Source organism: Marininema halotolerans (assembly GCF_900116235.1).
GTDB classification, from domain to species: domain Bacteria; phylum Bacillota; class Bacilli; order Thermoactinomycetales; family DSM-45169; genus Marininema; species Marininema halotolerans.
In genome coordinates, this window is record NZ_FPAA01000005.1 from 30808 (window position 1) to 50734 (window position 19927).

19 protein-coding genes are annotated in these 19927 nt (G+C 44.8%); 14 read left to right on the forward strand and 5 right to left on the reverse strand.

Features of this window, described 5'->3' with window-relative positions; all coding sequences use genetic code 11:
* Nucleotides 1-83: 83 nt before the first annotated feature.
* Both CHX35_RS07540 and CHX35_RS07545 read left to right on the forward strand, forming a co-directional pair.
* Complete coding sequence (locus CHX35_RS07540; protein WP_091836244.1) at nt 84-1457, forward strand: helix-turn-helix domain-containing protein; 1374 nt, start codon at nt 84-86, stop codon at nt 1455-1457.
* A gap of 201 nt (nt 1458-1658) precedes the next feature.
* Nucleotides 1659-2369 (forward strand): Gmad2 immunoglobulin-like domain-containing protein, encoded by a 711-nt coding sequence (locus CHX35_RS07545; RefSeq protein ID WP_091836246.1) that lies wholly within the window; start codon nt 1659-1661, stop codon nt 2367-2369.
* 46 nt (nt 2370-2415) lie between these two features.
* On the opposite strand, the gene CHX35_RS07550 is transcribed toward CHX35_RS07545, so the two are convergent.
* Entirely contained in the window at nt 2416-3147 is a 732-nt protein-coding gene (locus CHX35_RS07550; RefSeq protein WP_091836248.1) for an alpha/beta hydrolase, read from the reverse strand.
* A gap of 238 nt (nt 3148-3385) precedes the next feature.
* Here CHX35_RS07550 and CHX35_RS07555 point away from each other — a divergent pair, with 238 nt between their 5' ends.
* From CHX35_RS07555 to CHX35_RS07600, 10 genes are all read left to right on the forward strand, one after another.
* Nucleotides 3386-5326 (forward strand): AMP-binding protein, encoded by a 1941-nt coding sequence (locus CHX35_RS07555; RefSeq protein WP_091836250.1) that lies wholly within the window; start codon nt 3386-3388, stop codon nt 5324-5326.
* A gap of 342 nt (nt 5327-5668) precedes the next feature.
* Complete coding sequence (locus CHX35_RS07560) at nt 5669-6427, forward strand: sigma factor (RefSeq protein WP_176391958.1); 759 nt, start codon at nt 5669-5671, stop codon at nt 6425-6427.
* 1 nt (nt 6428) lies between these two features.
* Nucleotides 6429-7583: an anti-sigma-I factor RsgI family protein gene (locus tag CHX35_RS07565; protein WP_091836254.1), complete on the forward strand. Its 1155-nt coding sequence runs from the start codon at nt 6429-6431 to the stop codon at nt 7581-7583.
* 75 nt (nt 7584-7658) lie between these two features.
* A complete protein-coding gene (locus CHX35_RS07570) occupies nt 7659-7907 on the forward strand; it encodes an AbrB/MazE/SpoVT family DNA-binding domain-containing protein (protein ID WP_091836256.1) in 249 nt (82 codons plus the stop codon).
* A gap of 206 nt (nt 7908-8113) precedes the next feature.
* A complete protein-coding gene (locus CHX35_RS07575) occupies nt 8114-8887 on the forward strand; it encodes an enoyl-CoA hydratase-related protein (protein ID WP_176391959.1) in 774 nt (257 codons plus the stop codon).
* A 33-nt stretch (nt 8888-8920) separates the two neighbouring features.
* On the forward strand, nt 8921-9712 hold the full coding sequence (locus CHX35_RS07580; protein WP_091836694.1) for an enoyl-CoA hydratase-related protein: 792 nt from the start codon (nt 8921-8923) through the stop codon (nt 9710-9712).
* 94 nt (nt 9713-9806) lie between these two features.
* Nucleotides 9807-10967 (forward strand): Leu/Phe/Val dehydrogenase, encoded by a 1161-nt coding sequence (locus CHX35_RS07585; protein ID WP_217895874.1) that lies wholly within the window; start codon nt 9807-9809, stop codon nt 10965-10967.
* 24 nt (nt 10968-10991) lie between these two features.
* Nucleotides 10992-12071 (forward strand): pyruvate dehydrogenase (acetyl-transferring) E1 component subunit alpha, encoded by a 1080-nt coding sequence (pdhA, locus tag CHX35_RS07590; protein ID WP_342743117.1) that lies wholly within the window; start codon nt 10992-10994, stop codon nt 12069-12071.
* Nucleotides 12064-13041 (forward strand): alpha-ketoacid dehydrogenase subunit beta, encoded by a 978-nt coding sequence (locus tag CHX35_RS07595; protein WP_091836258.1) that lies wholly within the window; start codon nt 12064-12066, stop codon nt 13039-13041. Before pdhA ends, CHX35_RS07595 begins: the two co-directional genes overlap by 8 nt.
* Before the next feature lie 11 nt (nt 13042-13052).
* Nucleotides 13053-14312 (forward strand): dihydrolipoamide acetyltransferase family protein, encoded by a 1260-nt coding sequence (locus tag CHX35_RS07600; RefSeq protein WP_091836260.1) that lies wholly within the window; start codon nt 13053-13055, stop codon nt 14310-14312.
* Between the two features lie 314 nt (nt 14313-14626).
* Here the strand turns inward: CHX35_RS07600 and CHX35_RS07605 are convergent, their stop codons facing one another.
* On the reverse strand, nt 14627-15220 hold the full coding sequence (locus CHX35_RS07605) for a YdcF family protein (protein WP_091836261.1): 594 nt from the start codon (nt 15218-15220) through the stop codon (nt 14627-14629).
* A gap of 246 nt (nt 15221-15466) precedes the next feature.
* Between CHX35_RS07605 and CHX35_RS07610 the strand changes: the two genes are divergently transcribed.
* Together CHX35_RS07610 and CHX35_RS07615 are read left to right on the forward strand one after the other, a co-directional pair.
* Nucleotides 15467-16291 carry an MBL fold metallo-hydrolase gene (locus CHX35_RS07610; RefSeq protein ID WP_176391960.1) on the forward strand — a complete coding sequence of 275 codons (825 nt, stop codon included), beginning with the start codon at nt 15467-15469 and terminating at the stop codon, nt 16289-16291.
* Nucleotides 16292-16389: 98 nt separating this feature from the next.
* The gene (locus CHX35_RS07615) at nt 16390-16704 is read left to right on the forward strand and encodes a cytochrome C oxidase subunit IV family protein (protein WP_091836265.1); all 315 of its coding nucleotides are present in this window, start codon (nt 16390-16392) and stop codon (nt 16702-16704) included.
* 80 nt (nt 16705-16784) lie between these two features.
* On the opposite strand, the gene pruA is transcribed toward CHX35_RS07615, so the two are convergent.
* From pruA to CHX35_RS07630, 3 genes are all read right to left on the reverse strand, one after another.
* The gene (gene pruA / locus CHX35_RS07620) at nt 16785-18338 is read right to left on the reverse strand and encodes an L-glutamate gamma-semialdehyde dehydrogenase (RefSeq protein WP_281252071.1); all 1554 of its coding nucleotides are present in this window, start codon (nt 18336-18338) and stop codon (nt 16785-16787) included.
* Nucleotides 18339-18486: 148 nt separating this feature from the next.
* Nucleotides 18487-19269 (reverse strand): undecaprenyl-diphosphate phosphatase, encoded by a 783-nt coding sequence (locus CHX35_RS07625; RefSeq protein WP_091836269.1) that lies wholly within the window; start codon nt 19267-19269, stop codon nt 18487-18489.
* A 16-nt stretch (nt 19270-19285) separates the two neighbouring features.
* Nucleotides 19286-19708: a TlpA disulfide reductase family protein gene (locus tag CHX35_RS07630; protein ID WP_176391961.1), complete on the reverse strand. Its 423-nt coding sequence runs from the start codon at nt 19706-19708 to the stop codon at nt 19286-19288.
* Nucleotides 19709-19927 lie beyond the last annotated feature (219 nt).

Genomic DNA, 19927 nt, shown 5'->3' on the forward strand with positions numbered 1-19927 from the left:
TTTCCGTGGGGCTTGGACAATCATACAAAACATCACCTACAATTGATGGAGAAGTCGATTAATAGTAAGGATGAAGAAAAAGGATGGACACAATAAAGCATTTACATCTTTCTACACGCACGAAGATTGGTCAAAACCTTCGAGATCGTCGAAAAGAAAAAGGACTCACACTAAAACAAACACAAAAAATTAGTGGGATTGATCGTACCCAATTGAGTCGATTAGAAAAAGGAACAAAAATTGGGCGAAACAATAGTGAATACCTGCGATACCTCTCCCTTTATGCAAATGCCATCGAAGTGAATCTTGATGAGCTTGGGATGATCAAGGAAGATAAAGAACAGCGGCAAAGAATTGAGGCCGAATTTGAAGCAATTGAACATAAGATCCATATTGAATCCATTCTTAAGGTGGATTCAGGTGTTATTAATGAACTTGATCGATTAGATTTCGATAGGAACAGTGGATATATGATTTATTATCATTATATTCGAGGTCTATATTTTTATCTTCAGGGTAATTGTGATCGGACTGAGAAAGAACTAAGTTTATCCATTGAATATTCAACTAAATTTTCAGAGTATAGGTATTTAAACCTGCGTAGTCTATGTCATCATTTGATTAGTGATATGATCTATCAACAAAAGGAAGATACTGAGTGTGCATTAGAAGAAATCGATGAAGCTCTTCATTATTTTGTTTCGGCGAATCAAGAGGGTGAACCTCCCTATCAACGACGAACGGTTTATTGGGAATGTGTTTTCCGAAGAGCAACGTATTTAGACGAATTACAGAGATATGTTGAAGCGGACCGATTGATTGAATATTTGATTGATAATATTGATCAAATGGTCGATAAAAACAAAACCGGTGTGTATCATTTAAAAGCAAAATCAGAATGTAGGAAAAAACATTTTGAAGAAGCTGTAAAAAGTGCGAGAATCGCATTGGGTTACGCACTGAGTTGCTCTTATATGGATAAGTATTTAGAGATTAGTGTGCTGTTAGGGGATATTTATGTTGGGATGAATGAATTGCAACTAGCTGAAAGAATCTTTCAATATGTCATTCAAATTTCCCCACCGGTAAATAGGCACATATCAAAGACCATTGAGTCCTACCTTTCTTTAGGTGAATTGTTGTTAAAACAGAATAAAATTAATGAAGTTAAAATTTTGTATGAGAAGGCAAAGGAGATATGTCAAAAAGAAGAATATAGAGGGGAGATTTATATTGAATTACTTATTAACATAGGGGACTATATGTATAAAGTGAATCATCACGAAAATGCCCTCCTTTATTTTGAAGAGGTGGCCAGTTTGTTGAAAAACAACTCTTTACTACAAAAGAAATATGCTGAGGTATTTTTCAAACTTGCTATTTGTTATAATGGATTTGATCAAAATATGGAAGTTAAGTATATGCGATTGTATCAACATTTGCGAAACCCTTTTTAACCATGTGTTAAAATGGGTTTTTTATAAATAAAGGTTCCTGGAACCGAGAGATTGGGTAAAGGGATACGGTAATCGGTTGAAAAGAAGGTGTCCTTTTATTTTTGTGGAAAATTGGATGTATTGGGGTCGTTATGAGGGACTGACAGGGAAACTCTTAAAGTGGTAAATCATTCATGCTATGTTAATGGAGGGGGCAAATCCATGTTTCGCGTTCGTGTGGGGATGTTGGTGTTGCTGATGGTAGTTGTTTTGGGGTTTACGTTTGATGCCCATGGAACATGGGCGAAGGAAAACAGTGCCTTTCGTAATGTGAGTAAAGGGAGTCCATCGGTAGAGTATGTAATCACCGGAAAAGCACGTGTATGGGAAGGGACTTATCTGTACCGGGTGAAGGATGGTAAGAAAATAATAAGCAACGGATTTGGCACAGCGTCGGTTGGAGCACCCGAGTGGGGAGATTTTAAACAGGTTATTACATTACCGAAAAGTCCATCGGCGATGAAGAAGACATTAAAAGTTGAGATCTATGAAGAGTCCATGAAAGATGGCACAGCGATCAATAAACTAACGTTGTCACTAAAGAAAGGAAAGTTTAGTGAGGCGAACAGTGCCTTTAAAAAGATAGCAATTAATGATCCAAAGGTAACCTACTCATTTAAAGGGGAAGCACGCGTATTTGAAGGGGTCTACCACTACGCAATCAGTGATGGCCATAATTACTTAGCGAAGGGATATGGAATGGCCTCTGCTGGAGGACCCGAGTGGGGTGCATTTAGCAAAAAAGTGAGGATTCCTCTCAGTAAGATGCCGGTCAATGGAACGTTGATGCTGGAATTGTACGAAGAAAGTGCAAAAGATGGTCAACCCATCAACAATGTGGACATGCTTTTGGATCAATTACCTTGGAACTAAAAAAACCACGCCGCGTCTAAATCGACGAGGCGTGGTTTTTTGTTAGTTATTTTTCGAAGAAAAATGTTAAGGCAATCGGAAGATCTCGTTGCCAAAAACCCCAAGTATGGTCGCCCTCTTGTTCCGAATACTCCACGTGGGCATCCCGTTCTAACAGCACGCGATGAACTTCGCGATTTCTGGCGAGTAGGTCTAAATTTCCCATATGGGTTGGGACGGCTGTTTCTGACTTACCAATGGTTTGATAGATCTCAAGGTATCCAAGCGAGCCCGATTGACCAATTTTATCCAATGTTTGCTCTAAAAATGCGCCAGACTGGGAGAGTACACGTTGAAATTCCTGTGGGTACTGAAGAGCGAGGTGTAAGGAGACGGTACCACCTAAGGAGGAGCCACCGAGTACTCGATCATCTGGATGCGTTGAAACAGGGTATTTTTCCTCAATAGCAGGTAAAAGTTCCTCTGTGAAAAATTGCAAGTAGTGATCAAACCAATCACCGATTGGCGCATATTCTGAGGTGCGTTTGCTTTTATCGACGGGAAGGGCGACAGCAGCAAAGGGATGGATTTCTTCATCAAGGATCATTCGGTTGGCTTGGGTGGCTAGACGACCCAAGTTAAAATAATCATCTCCATCCTGCAGGTAAAGAACCGGATAGGATGCATTTTCATCGTGATTGGGTGGCAAATAGATTTGGAAAGGCCGTGTTTCATTGAGAAGAGTACTTTCCACTTCGCCTTTTAAAATGGTTCGTTTAAGGTATTGTTTGTCCATCATTCCTGCACCGTCCTTTTCTTTCCGTGTCCCTTATTGTACCCCATCACTAGGAAAGAAAATAGCCCGGCCTTTGATCTTACCACTGTCTGGTATAAATACAGAAAGCAGTATAAGTTGTAATGCAGTGAAAGGTACAAACACACCCAAATATGATCCCTCTCTTTAAAGCTTTTTGACCTAGACGAGGTTGCCATTTAAAATAGATGAGGTAGAAACTTCATATAAACGGGGTGGGCCGATGCAAAGGGCAGCGTGGTTTCCCGCGGACGAACAAGTCCGAAAGATGCGAATGTACGGATTAATGATGAAAAATGGTATTGAGGAGTATGATGACTTTTATCAACGATCAGTGAAGGATCCTGCTTGGTTTTGGGATGAAGTTGTAAGGGATCTAAAGCTACAGTGGGATCAACCTTACTCAAAGGTGTTAGATCTATCAAAGGGATTTGCTTGGCCGCAATGGTTTGTGGATGGCAAAATGAATGTTGCTACCAACTGTTTAGATCGCTGGGCAGATGATCCTAAGGTGAAGGATCAATTGGCGATTATCTCAGAGGGGGATGGTGGAGAGGTAAAGCAATGGACCTATCATGAACTGAGAGAAACGGTAGCACGGTTTGCTCAGGGGCTTAGCGAGCTGGGTGTAACCTTTGGTGATCGAGTAGCGATCTATTTGCCTATGATTGCAGAAAATGTGATTGCTATGTTGGCCACAGCGCGAATTGGCGCAATATTTACACCTTGCTTCTCGGGTTATGGCGCGGAAGCAGTGGCAACCCGCCTAAAGGACTGTGAAGCAAAGGTGCTCATTACTGCGGATGGTTTCTGGCGGCGTGGAAAAGTCGTGAAGATGAAAGAAGAGGCGGATCGAGCGGCAGACCTTTCTCCAAGTGTAGAAAAAGTGATCATTGTTCAGCGTACAGGTAGAGAGATTCCCGTTCATGAAAGAGACGTGAAATGGGAAGACGTGATCCATAAAGAGAAAACGCTTTCAAGTGTAATAACCGATGCGGATACGCCCTTTATGATCATTTATACCTCGGGTACCACCGGAAGACCTAAGGGCACGGTCCATGTCCATGCAGGCTTTCCGATTAAAGCAGCTTTTGATGCCGGTTATGGCATGGATTTAAAGCAAGAAGATACGTTATTTTGGATGACAGACATGGGTTGGATGATGGGGCCCTGGATGGTATTTGGAGCACTTCTAAATGGGAGCACCATGGTTCTATTTGAGGGGACACCCGATTATCCACAGCCTGACCGCCTGTGGGAATTGGTTGAGAACCATCGCATTAGTCATATGGGGATTTCTCCGACGGTGATTCGAACCTTGATGAAGTTTGGTGAAACGTGGGTCGATAAGCATGACCAATCCTCCCTAAAAGCATTTGGTTCAACAGGGGAGCCGTGGAATCCAGAGCCCTGGTTTTGGTTATTTGATCATGTAGGAAAAGGGAAAGTCCCGATCTGGAATTATTCTGGAGGAACAGAGGTCTCGGGAGGGATTTTGTCTAGTAATTTGATGAAACCGATTGCACCCTGTTCCTTTAACGGTCCCATGCCGGGAATGGATGCGGAAGTGGTTGATGAACATGGGAAACCCATTCGCGGCGAAGTGGGTGAATTGGTGATGAAACACCCTTGGGTAGGAATGACCCACGGATTTTGGAAGGATCCTGAACGGTATAAAAAAGCGTATTGGAGTCGTTGGGAAGGGACTTGGGTCCATGGTGATTGGGTTCATGCAGAGGAGGAGGGCTATTGGTATATCACCGGTCGATCCGACGATACATTAAAAATTGCCGGTAAGCGGCTAGGGCCAGCAGAAATGGAATCCGTACTTGTGGATCATCCGCGGGTTTTGGAAGCGGCCACGATCGGAGTTCCTGATCCGATTAAGGGAGAAGTTGCTGTTTGTTTTGCTGTTCTAAAACCGGGGGATTCAGGGGATGAAGTTTTAGTTAAGGAATTAATGGATATGATTGGAGATCATTTAGGGAAAGCTTTACGCCCCAGTAAAATTCATGTGGTGTCTGAATTACCCAAAACTAGAAATGGGAAAATCCTGCGTCGGGTAATAAAATCAGCTTATACAGGTCAAGAAGCTGGCGACTTATCAGCGTTGGAAAATCCTAAGGCTGTAGAAGAAGTTCGTAGAGAAAACGAAGCAGAATAATCCCTTCCAACAGATGGAAATATCCTTTACTTTAATTGGAAAAGCCTGTATCCAAAAGGATTGGGCTTTTTTTGCTTAGAAATTCCTTTCTATTGACTAACTTGAACCTTATAATAAGAGAATAACTTACCTGTCCTGGATTTGAGGAAGATATAATTATGGCAAATTTATGCTTATGAAATTGATCCCGACGGATAGTCGGAATGATTACCATAATTGACCTCGTCGTGGTAGATCAACCTATGTAATTTGAACGATGAAGGAATGGAGGAAAAAGATCGTTAAAAACGGACAGAAAATACAACGGTGTTACGAATTATAGAGTAGGGAGAGGTGTCGGCATTGCATCCGGGGGACGGTGATCGAGACCAGCATAAGCAAAAAATTGAAAAACGTGTATTGCTAGCTCAGTCTGATCCATCATCCGGGGAGCGGGAAAGTTTAATCAGTGAGTACAAATTATACATCACTAAAATTGCTTCCCGCATCTGTCATCGACAGATTACGGCTCAGGATGACGAATTTTCAATCGCATTATCAGGCTTTGATGAGGCGATTACACGTTTTGAGAAGGGGCAACCATCGACCTTCCTCACTTTTTCTTATATGGTCATACAACGACGGTTAACAGACTTTTACAGAAGAGAACAAAAACATGCTACCAATCAATCAGCAATCGCACCACGTGGAACAACTGAAAACGACTCGATTAGTCCTGAGATTGTCAAACATTCTGTTGACCAATATCGGGAAGATGAAAGACGAGATATGACCCGTTTTGAGGTTGTTCAGTTTACAAAGTTAATTGAACGCTATGATATTAAGCTAACCGATTTAGTCAAATCTTCTCCCAAACACAAAGATACCCGTCGTGACATGCTGGATATGGCAAAGGCGATTATTGCCGATAAGGAACTTTACGAGGGTTTTATGAACAAAAAGAAGATCGGGAAGGATTTTGCGAAGCGGTTAGGTTGTCATCCACGTACGATTAAGAGACATCGCATGTACCTAACGGCATTAGTTCTTGTATTTGTAGAGGATTTGCCACTTCTTCGACAATATCTTGACTTACCAACTTATAAGAAAGGAGGTGGTTGATGTGCAACGGGGAATTGTCATGGAAGTAGGTTCCAAGAAGTGTGTCGTGATGACACCGGACGGGCAGTTTCTCACTGTGCCACGAAACGGGAGAAATGTAGATCTAGGCGATGAATTCACCTTTCAATTGCAAAACGAAGGAAAGACTTGGATGAATCGGCTCAGTCGCCCGGCGTGGATAACAGGGGGCGTAACCGTAGCAGCATTAATGTTGTTTATGTGGCTACTCCCACAATGGGTAACCGAAGAGGCACATGCTGCTAGTTATGTGTATATTGACTTAAACCCGAGTTTGGAGTTGGGTGTGAATAAGGATCGAGAAGTAGTTAAGCTGCGGGCGCTAAATCCTGCTGCGAAGCGTTTAGTAAAAGGAATGGATTGGAAAGGTGCCGAGGTGAAGGATGTGGTGGTTGAAGTCCTTAACCGTGCAAAGCGAGCACGCTACCTCGATCATAAGGAACGGGTAATGATTTCACAGATTGACAAGGATAAGGAATCATCCTCTGGTCAAACACTTGATTTGATCAAGAATGAAGTGAAGGATACACCGGGATTAAGCGATACAAAGCTCGATATGTATACGCTCCCGCTCCCTAATGTGTTGAAAAAAGAAGCAGAAGAGAATGGGATTTCGCCAGTGAAGTATGCTGTGGGACTCGTAGCTCGACGTCATGGAGAAGATCTCTCCATTCAAGAATTGTCTAATATGTCGATTTCGGAACTAATGAAAAAAGTAGACCTTTCCCCAGTCCTGCGCCATCCACCATCCGACCAAGACTGGACGAACTGGCTGGAAGAAGATCGGAAATTGCATGATGGTGACGCTAGAAAATCTAAAGATGGTGGAAGCCATAGCGGTGATGGGAATGGGGTTCATAACTCCACTGAAGGATCTCCAGGGGATCAACCGAGTGAGGATACAAATGGGGATGGATCTCCGACCACTCCATCTCTCCCGATTGAGGATCCGGTGATTGTGCCAGATCCCCCCGCGACAACTGAACCACCTGCAATCACAGAACCACCTGCTTCATCCTCAGATGAAGATAAAGGAGAAGACCCCCCCACTCAGGCTGATGAACAAGCCAGTAGTGGGGAGGAAACTTCCTCCCCGAAAACTTCACCAAATATTGAGGATAAAGTAAATACTCCATAAAAATAACACCCCCTTCGTGATTGGAATGCCGACTCTCCCGTTGACACCAATTAACGAAAGAGTGGGGGATACGGTATGAAAGGGATTGGTATTGTACGGAAAGTCGATCACTTAGGACGAGTGGTTTTACCGAAGGAATTGAGAGATACAATGAATATTCACCCTCATGATGGTGTGGAGATTTTCGTTCATAATGATGCGATTGTCCTACAAAAGTATAATCCGAGTTGTATTTTTTGCGAGTCTGCGGAGAAGCTTTTTTACTTTAAATCGAAAATTGTATGTGAATCATGTCTTCATGAGACGAGTGCTCACGTTTCCTAAAGACAGCCCGTAAAGGGCTTTTTTTTTGTTTTGACAACAGAAATCTTCCAAAGCTCGCATAGTGTTACTTTAGTTCATAGGGGAAACAGTGAGGCTGACAAACAAGCGCTTGTTTTGATAAAATAGAAACCGTAATCTTAACAGACTGATAATTATGGCATACCTTGAAAGCGCTTACCTTTATCCAAGCGAGAGGAGGAGCATTTTTGGAATATCAATCTATACAAATGAGTCGTGAGGGGGCAATCGGGCGAATACAGTTGTATCGTCCAAAAGTATTAAATGCCCTGAATACGGGTTTGATCTCGGAGTTGGTTCAAGCTCTCGAAGCCTTTGATCGCGATTCAACGATTCGATGCATCCTACTTACCGGTGGCAATCGGGTATTTGCTGCAGGTGCAGATATCGGAGAGATGGCAACGGCTACTTCTGCAGAGCTTATGTTATCGAACCAATTTGCGGATTGGGATCGCCTTCGTCGTATTAAAAAACCAATCGTGGCAGCGGTGGTAGGGTATGCACTCGGTGGCGGATGCGAACTAGCCATGGCTTGTGATATGATCGTAGCCGCAGAAAATGCGCGTTTTGGTCAACCAGAGATCGATCTTGGTATAATCCCTGGAGCCGGTGGGACACAACGGCTTACTCGGGCGGTTGGAAAAGCTCGTGCGATGGAAATCGTGTTGACGGGAAGTCCAATTACTGCCCAAGAAGCTCTACATGTAGGATTGGTCAATCGCGTGGTTCCTGTGGAAAATGTCGAACTTGAAGCGATGAAACTGTGTCAGCAAATCGCATCGAAAGCACCTGCTGCTGTCCAACTAGCAAAGGAATCCGTACTCAAATCCTTTGATACGACGATCGCTGATGGCTTAGATTATGAGCAGAAGTTATTTTATCTTCTCTTCTCGACGGAAGATCAAAAAGAAGGTATGAATGCCTTTGTTGAAAAGCGTAAGCCCCATTTTCAAGGAAAGTAACCTATAGGAGGTATGAATATGGAAAATACACAAGTGGAACAAACGGTACTGTTAACAAAGGAAGATGGTGTAGGCGTTATCACGCTGAATCGTCCCCACTTATTTAATGCCTTTAATACACAACTCAATGTGGACCTATTGAAAGCATTTAAGGATGTTGCTAAGGATCCAGAAGTGCGTGCGGTTGTGCTCACTGGTGCAGGTAAAGCGTTTTGTTCCGGACAGGACTTGAGTGATCCCGCTGCTATACAAGTACAAGGGGATTCTCCTTCCTTGGGAGACAGTGTACGTAAACGGTACAATCCCTTAATTTTGGCAATGACCGAGATGGAAAAACCGATTATTGCAGCAGTAAATGGAGCAGCGGCAGGGGCGGGCTGTAGCTTGGCTTTGGCTTGTGATATGCGTTTTGTTTCGGATCGGGCGAAGTTTGTTGAAGCATTTGTCCGCATTGGTTTAGCTCCGGATAGTGGCTCTAGCTGGTTCCTGCCTCAACTCGTTGGCGTGGGTCGTGCCATGGAATTAGCTATGACGGGTCGTGACGTCGGTGCAGAAGAAGCGGTACAGATTGGATTAGCCAATCAATTGGTACCCCATGATCGCCTTTTGGAAGAGACCCTTGCTTTTGCTAAGCGACTGGCCCAAGGACCTACTCGTGCCATTGGATTAACCAAACGTGCGATTTATAAAGCGATGGATACGGATATCGCAGGGGCGTTGGAATATGAAGCGCAAGTACAAGAAATTGCAGGGAAGTCCAAAGATTTTCTCGAGGGGATTGCTTCTTTCGTAGAAAAACGCCCTCCCCAATATCGTGGTGAATAATTGGGTTCACTGACTTAGTTCGTGATGGTAAGGATCATTATCGCTTTGCTTGGGTAAGTGCTTTGTAACTTCTCAGGACAGGGATGGTGGCGCGATGAAAGTCTTGAACGATGGACATCTTAGAGAGACGGCGATGGGTATGAAACCCAAACGAAAGTCTGGACAAGGTGCGATGATGGAAGATATATTTCATCTGATGGAAGAATCAGGGCATGAACAAGTCATCTTTTGCCAACACAAAACCAGTGGTTTAAAATCGATCATCGCCATCCATGATACAACGATGGGACCGGCACTGGGTGGTTGTCGGATGGTCCCTTACGAAAGTACGCAAGCAGCATTGGATGATGTGCTTCGCCTTTCTAAGGGAATGACCTATAAGTGTGGGTTAGCGGATGTTGATTTTGGTGGAGGGAAGGCAGTCATTATTGGGCATCCGGAGAGGGACAAAAGTCCAGAGATGTTTCGGGTACTTGGTCGTTTCGTGGGTGGATTAAATGGGCGTTTTTTTACAGGGACAGACATGGGGACGATGCCAGAGGATTTTGTCCATGCAGCTAGAGAATCGGAGTCCTTCGTTGGTTTACCCGTTAGTCATGGAGGAAGTGGGGATACCGCTATTCCGACAGCCTTTGGGGTAATGCAAGGCTTTCGCGCCACCGTTTTTCATTTATGGGGGAGCGTTGAGTTACAAGGGAAAAAAATTGCGATCCAGGGAACCGGCAAAGTAGGAGGTCGGTTGGTTGCGCAACTAGTAGCAGAGGGAGCAAAGGTATTTGTTGCGGATATTCATGCTGATCGGGCAAGAGAATTGCAAGCGCAATACCCTGATGAGGTTCAGGCTGTTGATGTGAATGAGATCCATCGGCAAGTCTGTGATATTTATGCTCCATGTGCTGTGGGAGGGGTCGTGAACGATCGTACCCTTTCTGAATTAAATTGTCGCGCAATTGTGGGTTCAGCGAATAATCAGCTTGCTACGGATCGACATGGTGATCGATTACATGATCAGGGGATTCTTTATGCACCTGACTACCTAGTTAATGCAGGTGGACTGATCCAGGTAGCCGATGAATTAAAGGGTTATCGACATGAACGCGTCATGGAGAAAACGCAGGGAATCTACGATATGCTACTCAAAATCTATCGCTTATCAAAGGAAGAAAATTTGCCTACTTGTCGTGCAGCTGACCAACTCGTATTGGAGCGTTTGCATCAAGTGGCAGACTTAAAGCGAATTCTGCTTGGTGGATAATTGGTTTGCTAAGGAGGGTGTTGGGTGGTGCAATCGTTAGAACAAATGGATTCTCCATGCTTGGATCAGGATGGTCGATTAACTGCAAAGGGAAATTCTCTATGGCAATCATTATCGGAGGATCAAAAGCTCTCTTTTTATCATTGGATGGCCATGGTTCGGCATTTTGATCGCCGGTCGGTGATTCTTCAACGCCAGGGACGAATCGGTACATATGCTCCATTAGAGGGGCAAGAGGCGGCCCAGGTAGGAAGTGCGCTTGCTTTATCACAAGAGGATTGGATTTTCCCAAGCTATCGTGAACACGGAGTGGCAATGGTTGCTGGACTCCCACTCACCCATATCTTGCTTTATTGGATGGGGCGTGTTGAAGGGAACCGGACTCCCAAGGGAGTCCGGGTTTTACCACCCTATGTTCCTATTGCTACCCAATTACCCCAGGCTATGGGCGCTTCTTGGGCGGCAAAACTAAAAAAGGAACAGTCGGTTGCGATAGCCTATTTTGGAGATGGAGCGACTTCTGAGGGTGATTTTCATGAAGCGCTTAATTTCGCAGGTGTATTCAAGCTACCTGCGATCTTTTTTTGTCAGAACAACGGGTATGCCATTAGTGTTCCTTTCTCTCGTCAATCGGCAGTTCCCACAGTAGCTGAGAGGGCAGCGGCTTATGGGCTTAAAGGCATAAGAGTGGATGGGAATGATGTGTTAGCAACGTATCAAGCCACACGAGAAGCTGTCAGACGTGCTCGTGCAGGTGAAGGTTCCACGTTGATCGAGGCGGTCACTTACCGCAAAGGATCACATACAACAGCCGATGATGCGACTCGATATCGTGAGAAGGAGGAAGTTGAGGAATGGGTCCAAAAAAAAGACCCCCTATCACGGTATGAACGACTTTTAACAGCTGAAGGCCTATTGGATGAGGCCGAACGAATAGCATGGGAAAAGCATTGTCGTGAACACATTGATCAAGCGGTACAGGAAGCTGAAGAGATGCTTGCTCCGCCCCCCACGCATCTATTTGACCATGTATTTGCGGATATGCCCGTTACTCTCCACCGACAACGTAATGAATGGGAAGGGGGTAACGAGCAAAATGGCTGAGCTTACGATTGTACAAGGAATTAATGATGGATTACGAACGGCATTGGCGACCGACCCGACAGTCGTTGTCTTAGGAGAAGATGTGGGTAGAAATGGGGGAGTTTTTCGCGCGACCGAAGGGTTATGGGAACAATTTGGTGATGAACGTGTGGTGGATACCCCGCTGGCGGAAGCGGGTATTGTAGGGGCTTCAGTAGGGATGACCATCAACGGTCTAAAGCCTGTCGCCGAGATTCAATTTATGGGATTTATCTATCCGGCATTTGAACAGATTGTGACCCATGTTGCTCGGTTGCGTACACGGACTCAAAGTGAGTATCCAGCCTCCCTTGTGATCCGTGTTCCCTATGGTGGGGGTATACGTGCCCCTGAATTACATTCGGATTCCACCGAATCGCTATTTGTCCATACACCAGGGTTAAAGGTTGTCGTGCCATCCACTCCCTATGATGCCAAGGGACTGCTCCTCGCTGCGATCCAGGATCAGGACCCGGTAATTTATCTGGAGCCGATGAAAATTTACCGCTCTTTTCGCCAAGAAGTCCCTCAAGATTGGTTTGAAGTCCCGATTGGTAAAGCCCGCATGGTCCAGGAAGGGACGGATGTGACCGTGATCGCCTGGGGAGCGATGGTACCTGTGGCTGAGAAAGCAGTTACGACGTGGGCAGAGAAAGGGATCACGTGTGATCTCATCGACTTACGCAGCTTATATCCCCTTGATGAGGAGACGATTATCCAATCGGTAAAAAAGACCGGCCGCGCTGTAGTGGTTCATGAGGCGCCTCGTACCCTCGGGCTGGGTGCTGAAATTGTGTCTTTAATCAATGAACAAGCGTTTTTATGGCTGGAGGCGCCGGTTGAGCGGGTGACTGGTTACGATGTTCCTGTCCCGATGTTTGCGTTAGAAGATCATTTTCGCCCAGGGCTTGAGCGGATTGGAAAAGCACTGGATAGCGTCATGACCTTTTAGGGGGTGTGCAGATGAGTGTCAATTTTCATTTGCCAGATGTGGGAGAAGGGGTTGCAGAAGCGGATGTCGTACGGTGGTTGGTGAAAGAAGGAGAGACGGTAGAGGAAGACCAAACAGTGGTTGAAGTTCAGACGGATAAAGCTGTGGTAGAACTTCCCTCTCCTTCAGCGGGTTGCGTAAAGGAAATTTGTTGGCAAGAGGGAGAGACGGTCCCGGTGGGTGAGGTCTTGTTTGTCATTGGAGGGAAAACCGAAGCGTCGCAAGAAATCAGGTCAAAGGAACCTTCAGATTCGTTAACAACGACAACCACTGCTACATTGCCACCGAAGACCAAAAAGGATGTACGAACACGGGTGCTTGCGGCTCCCTCTACTCGTCGTCTGGCAAGGGAACTCCAGGTAGATATTTGTTCGGTGGAAGGGACTGGACCCCAGGGACGAGTAACGAAGGAGGACGTACATCGTTTTTCTGAGCAAAAAACAAAAAAATCTCTTTCGCAAAATGACACGTATTCATCCCAGGGACTAGCGACCCCTCGGACGCTTATTTCTGAAAATACATTCGCCACCAAACACGATGAGATATATCATGATGAGCCCTTGACTCGCACCCGTCGACTTATTGCGGAACGCTTGTTAAAATCTGTCACACAAAAGCCCCATGCGACTCATTTTGATGAACTCCAGGTAGACGGATTAGTTGCTTGGAGACAACGGATAAAAGAAACGGGAAACACTCTCGGTTATTTGCCTATGCTTATAAAGGCAGTGACACAGAGTCTTCGCCATCACCCGCTATTGAATGCGCATTTTTTAGAAGATACACAGGTGTTACGTCGGATTCGTCAGGTAGATTTGGGCATTGCCACGGATACCCCGCGTGGGCTAATTGTTCCTGTATTGCGGCAGGTCGATCAAAAGAGTATTCATGAAATAGCTGAGGAATTGACCAACCTAACAGATCGTGCCCGGGAAGGGAAGGTTACGGCGGATGAATTAAAAGGAAGTACCTTTACGATCAGTAATGCAGGATCATTGGGTGGTAAATGGGCAACACCGATTATAAACCCCCCAGAGGTTGGAATTCTGGCGATCCACCCTATCGAAGAGCGACCCGTGATTAAAGAGGGGGAACTTACCAAGGGTTGGCGGATGAATGTCTCCCTCTCCTTTGATCATTCAGTGATCGATGGGGCGGATGCCATTCGCTTTACACAGACCCTTAATCGATACCTAGCAGACCCGGGTACGCTGTTGCTAGAGTTAAGGTGAGCTATTGTAAAAATTATTAAAAGACAAACCACTCTAAGTTACTTAGAGTGGTTTGTCTTTTAATATGGACAGGAAGTGCATTACCTAAAAAAATAGTTTTTAATATAGGTGGATGGAATAAAGAATTGACAACGGCGTATTCTCGTCAGGGGGACTATAAGAGTCTCATGCCACGATATTTGTTGGTAGTCTATATACGTTGTGGTTACGGAGAAGGATGTGAATCAAATAGAGCCATTCAATTACCGGATGAATAAAGGATTCACGAGAAATAAAAGAGTGAAACGACATCCGTTTCACTCTTTTATTTATAACTAGGGATGGAGCACAGCTTCCTTAGCAAGTGCAATACACTCTCTGGCTTTCCAAAAGGGCGTAAAGAGTACGGTAGAGTGGGCGACAGCAGGGAAAGCATTGATTCCGTTCTGTTTGGCGTACGATAACGCTCTTTTCATATGGTAATCATGGGTGACAATGTAAATGGTATCTATATTATTCTTTTTAAATAAGAATTTGGAGTTGATTAAATTTTCTCTGGTGTTGGTTGATCGATTCTCTAATTGAAGTGCGTCTTCAGGAATCTGATGCTTTAATAAATACCGTTTCATTCCTTCGGCTTCACTGATCGTATCATCGCCTTGGCCACCGGAAAGTATCAAGGTTTGAACGCGTTTTTTCTTGTAAAGATCAATGGCTACTTCCAACCGTTCTTTTAAAGCTGGACTTGGTTGATCTGACCAGAGGGCGGCGCCAAGAACGATCGCAGCATCGCGAGAAGATGTTGGAAGCTCTGTGTCATCATATTGAGAAACCGATGACCAGAAGATACCGATAATACTTAACACAAGTAGCAACATACCCAGTAGAAAAAGCATGATTGTCTTTTTTGTTTTTTTCAATGGTTTCAACCATGAGTCCTCCTTTATTGAGGGTCAATCGTTTATAAATAAATGAAAAACATTTTTATTATACAATGATTTGGTATATAATAATGGTTTATCATTCAAATTTAATATAACGGAAAATTTAAAAAATTAAATAATGAGATGCACCCAATGATAATATAGAGGGATGACAAGCGACTCGTTTGCACGTGCGGTTGTTCATGGGATATGGTAAAATTGTGAATGAACATTCAATCATTGGGTGGGGTTATGAAGAAAAAAAGTGCAATTGCTACTGCTCGACATCAACATGGAGAGGTATTCGCACTCCATAGTCGGCTTACATGTTGGGGACAAAATTTTCATATTTGGGTTTATGAGTTGGATGGGCTACTCATTGAAACGGGGCCGATTCATGCGCGTTCTGCAGTAGAAGCTTTTGTCAAAGAACGCCGTCCAGCATCAGTAACAATTACCCATCATCACGAAGACCATAGTGGTAATGCGGGTTGGTTAACGAGAGAGCAGGGGTTACCGCTTTATATGGGTGCGAAAACCGCTGATATCTTAGCCAATCCCTATCAAATACCGAAATATCGTGATCGAGTATGGGGACAGATGGAGAAAGTGCGCGGCTGGGTAGCAGACTCCATTGAAACCGAGAAATTTGTTTTACGTTCCCTTGCTACTCCGGGTCATGCGGATGACCATATTGCATGGATTGTGGAAGAAAAGGGATGGGCCTTTACAGGTGATCTCTATCTGGCGCCTCATTTGCAATATGGATTGAAAAGTGAATCGATCCATCAGATGATTCAATCGATTCAATCCGTGTTGGCATTACCTGTGGAAACCATTTTTTGTTCCCATGCGGGAATCATTGTTGAGGGTCGGCAAGGACTTGAGCAAAAACTCGCATTTTTAGAATGGTTGCGAGATGAGACCCTACGATTGAGACGAAAAGGCAAGAGCTCATTACAAATTGCTTCTCGGCTATTGGATCGCCGGTGGGGGGCTGTCATATTTTCCGGCGGCGAATTATCCCCGATTCACCTGATTCGAGCCATTATTCGTGATGAAGAAGAAATTGGTTGACGAAATCCCCTTTTGGGGATTTTTTGGTTTTCTATTGACAAATATTAGTACAATCCCGCATAATTATCGTAATATTCAATCCATAGGGGGCGAATACGTTGGCGGAGATCCAACCATCGGTACAAAAGAAAGTACAATCGACAGAGAAAAAGGTGGGAGAGGCAAAGTATGTCTTTCCTTTTGTCTGGATGTTACTCATGACTGCAGCCTCCTTTGTCCTCGTATCGACAGGGTTTGTACCCTTAAAATGGTTGATTCCGATGATCATTCTCCTAGCGATTGGACAGGTGTTAGTACAACTGTTTACCTTTATGCATCTGGAAGATAAGGGAACACGAATGTTTATCATCTTTACTGCAGGGGGCGCTGTTGTTGCGATTACCTGTATCTTAGCCATGCTTTTTCTGGTTTGATGAAATGAATATAGGTAATTAGAAAAAAGCAGAGGCGAAGGATTCGACTCTGCTTTTTGGTGTGTGATTGTAATGGAGACTTAGAGATTTTCCGTCGTGGTCTTTGCGAGCAGGAAGTTTAAGAGGTAATCCGGACCACCTGCTTTTGCATCGGTTCCTGACATGTTAAATCCGCCAAAAGGATGAACGCCAACGATTGAACCTGTGCAACCGCGGTTAAAGTAGAGGTTACCCACATGGAAATCTTGGCGTGCACGATCGATGTGTTCGCGATTCCGGGTAAGTAAAGCACCGGTCAGTGCATAATCGGTATTGTTAGCGATCGCTAACATCTCGTCGAAGTCTTTGGCTTTTGCTACGGCAAGCAACGGTCCAAAAACTTCCTCCAACATGATACGAGCATCCGGTTTTACCCCTGCGATAATCGTAGGTTGAATCATAAAGCCATGAGAATCATCGGTTTCACCGCCAAGGACGAGTTCACCTTCTTCTTTCCCGATCGCAATGTATTCACGGATCCGGCGGAACTGGATGTCATCGATGACAGGTCCCATATCCGTATCATGATCCGCTGGGTTTCCTACTTTTAACTTCTTAGAAAGCTCGATGACACGCGCTAGCACTTCATCATAGATATCTTGATGGAGTACGGCTCTCGAACAGGCAGAGCATTTTTGACCAGAGAAACCAAAACTTGCAGAAACAATGGACCGAGCAGCTAGGTCGAGGTCGGCATCACGGTCGACAAGAATGGTGTCTTTTCCGCCCATTTCTGCAACGACGCTCTTTAACCATTTTTGACCAGGGTGAACCTTTGCAGCACGCTCATAGATGCGTGTACCCGTTGCACGGGAACCCGTGAAGTTAATAAAGCGAATCAAGGGATGGTCGACAATATAGTCCCCGATTACCTTTGGATCTCCTGGAATAAATTGCAGCACATCTTTAGGTAAGCCGGCTTCTTCAAGAACCTCGACAAAGCGAGCGGCGACGACTGGGGTTTTCTCTGAGGGTTTCAATACCGCTGTGTTACCGGTTACTAATGCGGAAACCGTGGTCCCTACCATGATGGCAAAGGGAAAGTTCCATGGTGGTACGATAAAACCAACACCCATGGGCTGATAGAAGTAGCGGTTCTTCTCATCCTGGCGAGAGATGACGGTTTTACCTTGATCCAGTTCTAACATTTGGCGGCCATAAAACTCTAAGAAATCGACAGCTTCAGAGGTGTCTGCATCTGCCTCAAACCAGTTCTTACCCGATTCGTACACCATAGCAGCAGAGAACTCATGGCGCCGCCGGCGAATGATTGCTGCACTCTTGAAAAGAATGTCTGCACGCATATGGGCGGGCCATTTACGCCAATGATCAAAGGCCTTGTAAGCACTCTGGATGGCTTTCTCTGCGAGTTCTTGATCGGCTTTGGATACCTTGCCGATGATTTGATCTTTTTGGTAAGGGTTTACAGATACCAGTTTGTCTTCGGTGACGATTCGTTCTCCACCAATAATTAAAGGAAATTCACGACCAAGTTCACCCTCAATTTTTGCGAGGGCTTCTTTCATGCTTTCATGATTCTCCGAAACAGAGAAATCGGTCCAATCATCATTTTTGTATGGAATCAATAGAGACAGCCTCCTTGATAAGTAAATCGGCTTTTACACCTTATTGTGCCGGGAGAGGGTAGACTCTTGTCAAATGGATTTATTATCGATCTAGTGGGTGTATACACAGTTATTCTCCCCAATATTCGTGATCTCTTCCCTTTGGTTTATCCTTACTTTAGAAAAGACCTGTTCCTTGTGCGAAGAGAACAATAAGACCCAAGATCCACACATAGATTGCAAAGCCCTTTAACGAGCCCTCTTGGAGAAGACGGATCATCCACCGGATGGCGAAGTAGCCAGCTATCGCCGATGTCATTGTCGCAATAAGCAGGGAGGATAAGGGAAGGGACTCTGTTTGGCCACTTATTAAATCCAAGATGGAAAGCAGGGATGCACCAAGAATGGCCGGGATGGATAGGAAAAAGGAAAAATAAGCAGCGGTTCCTTTGTCAATGCCACGAAAAAGAGCAGCAGCGATGGTAAGACCCGAGCGAGAGATGGCAGGAAGGATTGCAGCCCCTTGAAAGGTACCAATCACCAGCGCATCCCCATAGGTAATGGCGGACAGATCTTTGTATCCACGATCTTTTATGGTGTCAGCGAACCATAGAACGCCCCCAGTAACTAAAAATTCCCATCCGATGGTACTCCCTGATACAGCGATCGCTTCAAAGAAATCTTTAAAGGCAAGGCCAATGATGGCGGTTGGAATTGTGCCGATCATGGTTAGACGAGCGAGCGGTCCAAAGGGATGGCGTATCACCGCACGAACTTCTCGACGATATACGGTCAATACGGCAATTAGTGTACCCAAATGTAGCAGGGTATCCAAGAATAGCCCCGCCTCATCGAGGCCGAAAAGGTGACGACCTAAATAAAGGTGTCCAGTACTGCTGACGGGTAGAAACTCCGTTAACCCCTGAACAATCCCTAGAATCAGCGCTTGTAACCAGTCCATCACGACCTCCTTGTTATTAAATCAGATTTCCAATCACTTCAACGATATGAAGAAAAGGAACTTGTTCATCATATCGACCGACAATTCTTCCGTTGGGGTCGATTAACACGGATGTGGGTACGGATTGAATTTGAAAGGCGTCGTATACTGTGCGCCCCTGATCCAGGAGGACTGGAAAGTGAAATCCGTGTTCATGCACAAAGGGTTCCACCTGACTGGGATCCGCCTCTCTTCCTGTAACATTAATGGTGTAGAAAGCAAAATGATCAGCATCGAGGGAGCGGAAAAAGCGCTCTTTTTGTGGTAAATCTACCTGACAAGATGGGCACCATGTTACCCAAAAGGATAGCAAGACCGCTTTCCCTCGTAGATCACGGAGGGAGAGGGTGTCCCCGGTTAAAGTAGGTAAAGTAAATTCAGGTGCAAGTTCTTTTTGCAAAAAGATTCCTCCTTCAATGCGTAGTACGATTCTTCGATTAGTCGGTAAAAATAGGGCTTGGGGCACTTTGTATAGTGTATGTAGCCTTAATTGGTGAACATGTCCTAGAATTGCGGAGAGGTCGATGCAATTTACTGGATAGGTATGGTTTTTCAATGGCTAATTTGAATGATAAAAAATTGTTCCACAACGGGAAGGGGATGCCAGCAATGATCAGGT

Bases quoted from the DNA above. Each gene is read 5' to 3' on its own strand.
- CHX35_RS07540 (WP_091836244.1), top strand. From the start codon at position 84: ATGGACACAATAAAGCATTTACATCTTTCTACACGCACGAAGATTGGT.
- CHX35_RS07545 (WP_091836246.1), top strand. From the start codon at position 1,659: ATGTTTCGCGTTCGTGTGGGGATGTTGGTGTTGCTGATGGTAGTTGTT.
- CHX35_RS07550 (WP_091836248.1), bottom strand. From the start codon at position 3,147: ATGATGGACAAACAATACCTTAAACGAACCATTTTAAAAGGCGAAGTG.
- CHX35_RS07555 (WP_091836250.1), top strand. From the start codon at position 3,386: ATGCAAAGGGCAGCGTGGTTTCCCGCGGACGAACAAGTCCGAAAGATG.
- CHX35_RS07570 (WP_091836256.1), top strand. From the start codon at position 7,659: ATGAAAGGGATTGGTATTGTACGGAAAGTCGATCACTTAGGACGAGTG.
- CHX35_RS07585 (WP_217895874.1), top strand. From the start codon at position 9,807: ATGAAAGTCTTGAACGATGGACATCTTAGAGAGACGGCGATGGGTATG.
- CHX35_RS07595 (WP_091836258.1), top strand. From the start codon at position 12,064: ATGGCTGAGCTTACGATTGTACAAGGAATTAATGATGGATTACGAACG.
- CHX35_RS07600 (WP_091836260.1), top strand. From the start codon at position 13,053: ATGAGTGTCAATTTTCATTTGCCAGATGTGGGAGAAGGGGTTGCAGAA.
- CHX35_RS07610 (WP_176391960.1), top strand. From the start codon at position 15,467: ATGAAGAAAAAAAGTGCAATTGCTACTGCTCGACATCAACATGGAGAG.
- CHX35_RS07625 (WP_091836269.1), bottom strand. From the start codon at position 19,269: ATGGACTGGTTACAAGCGCTGATTCTAGGGATTGTTCAGGGGTTAACG.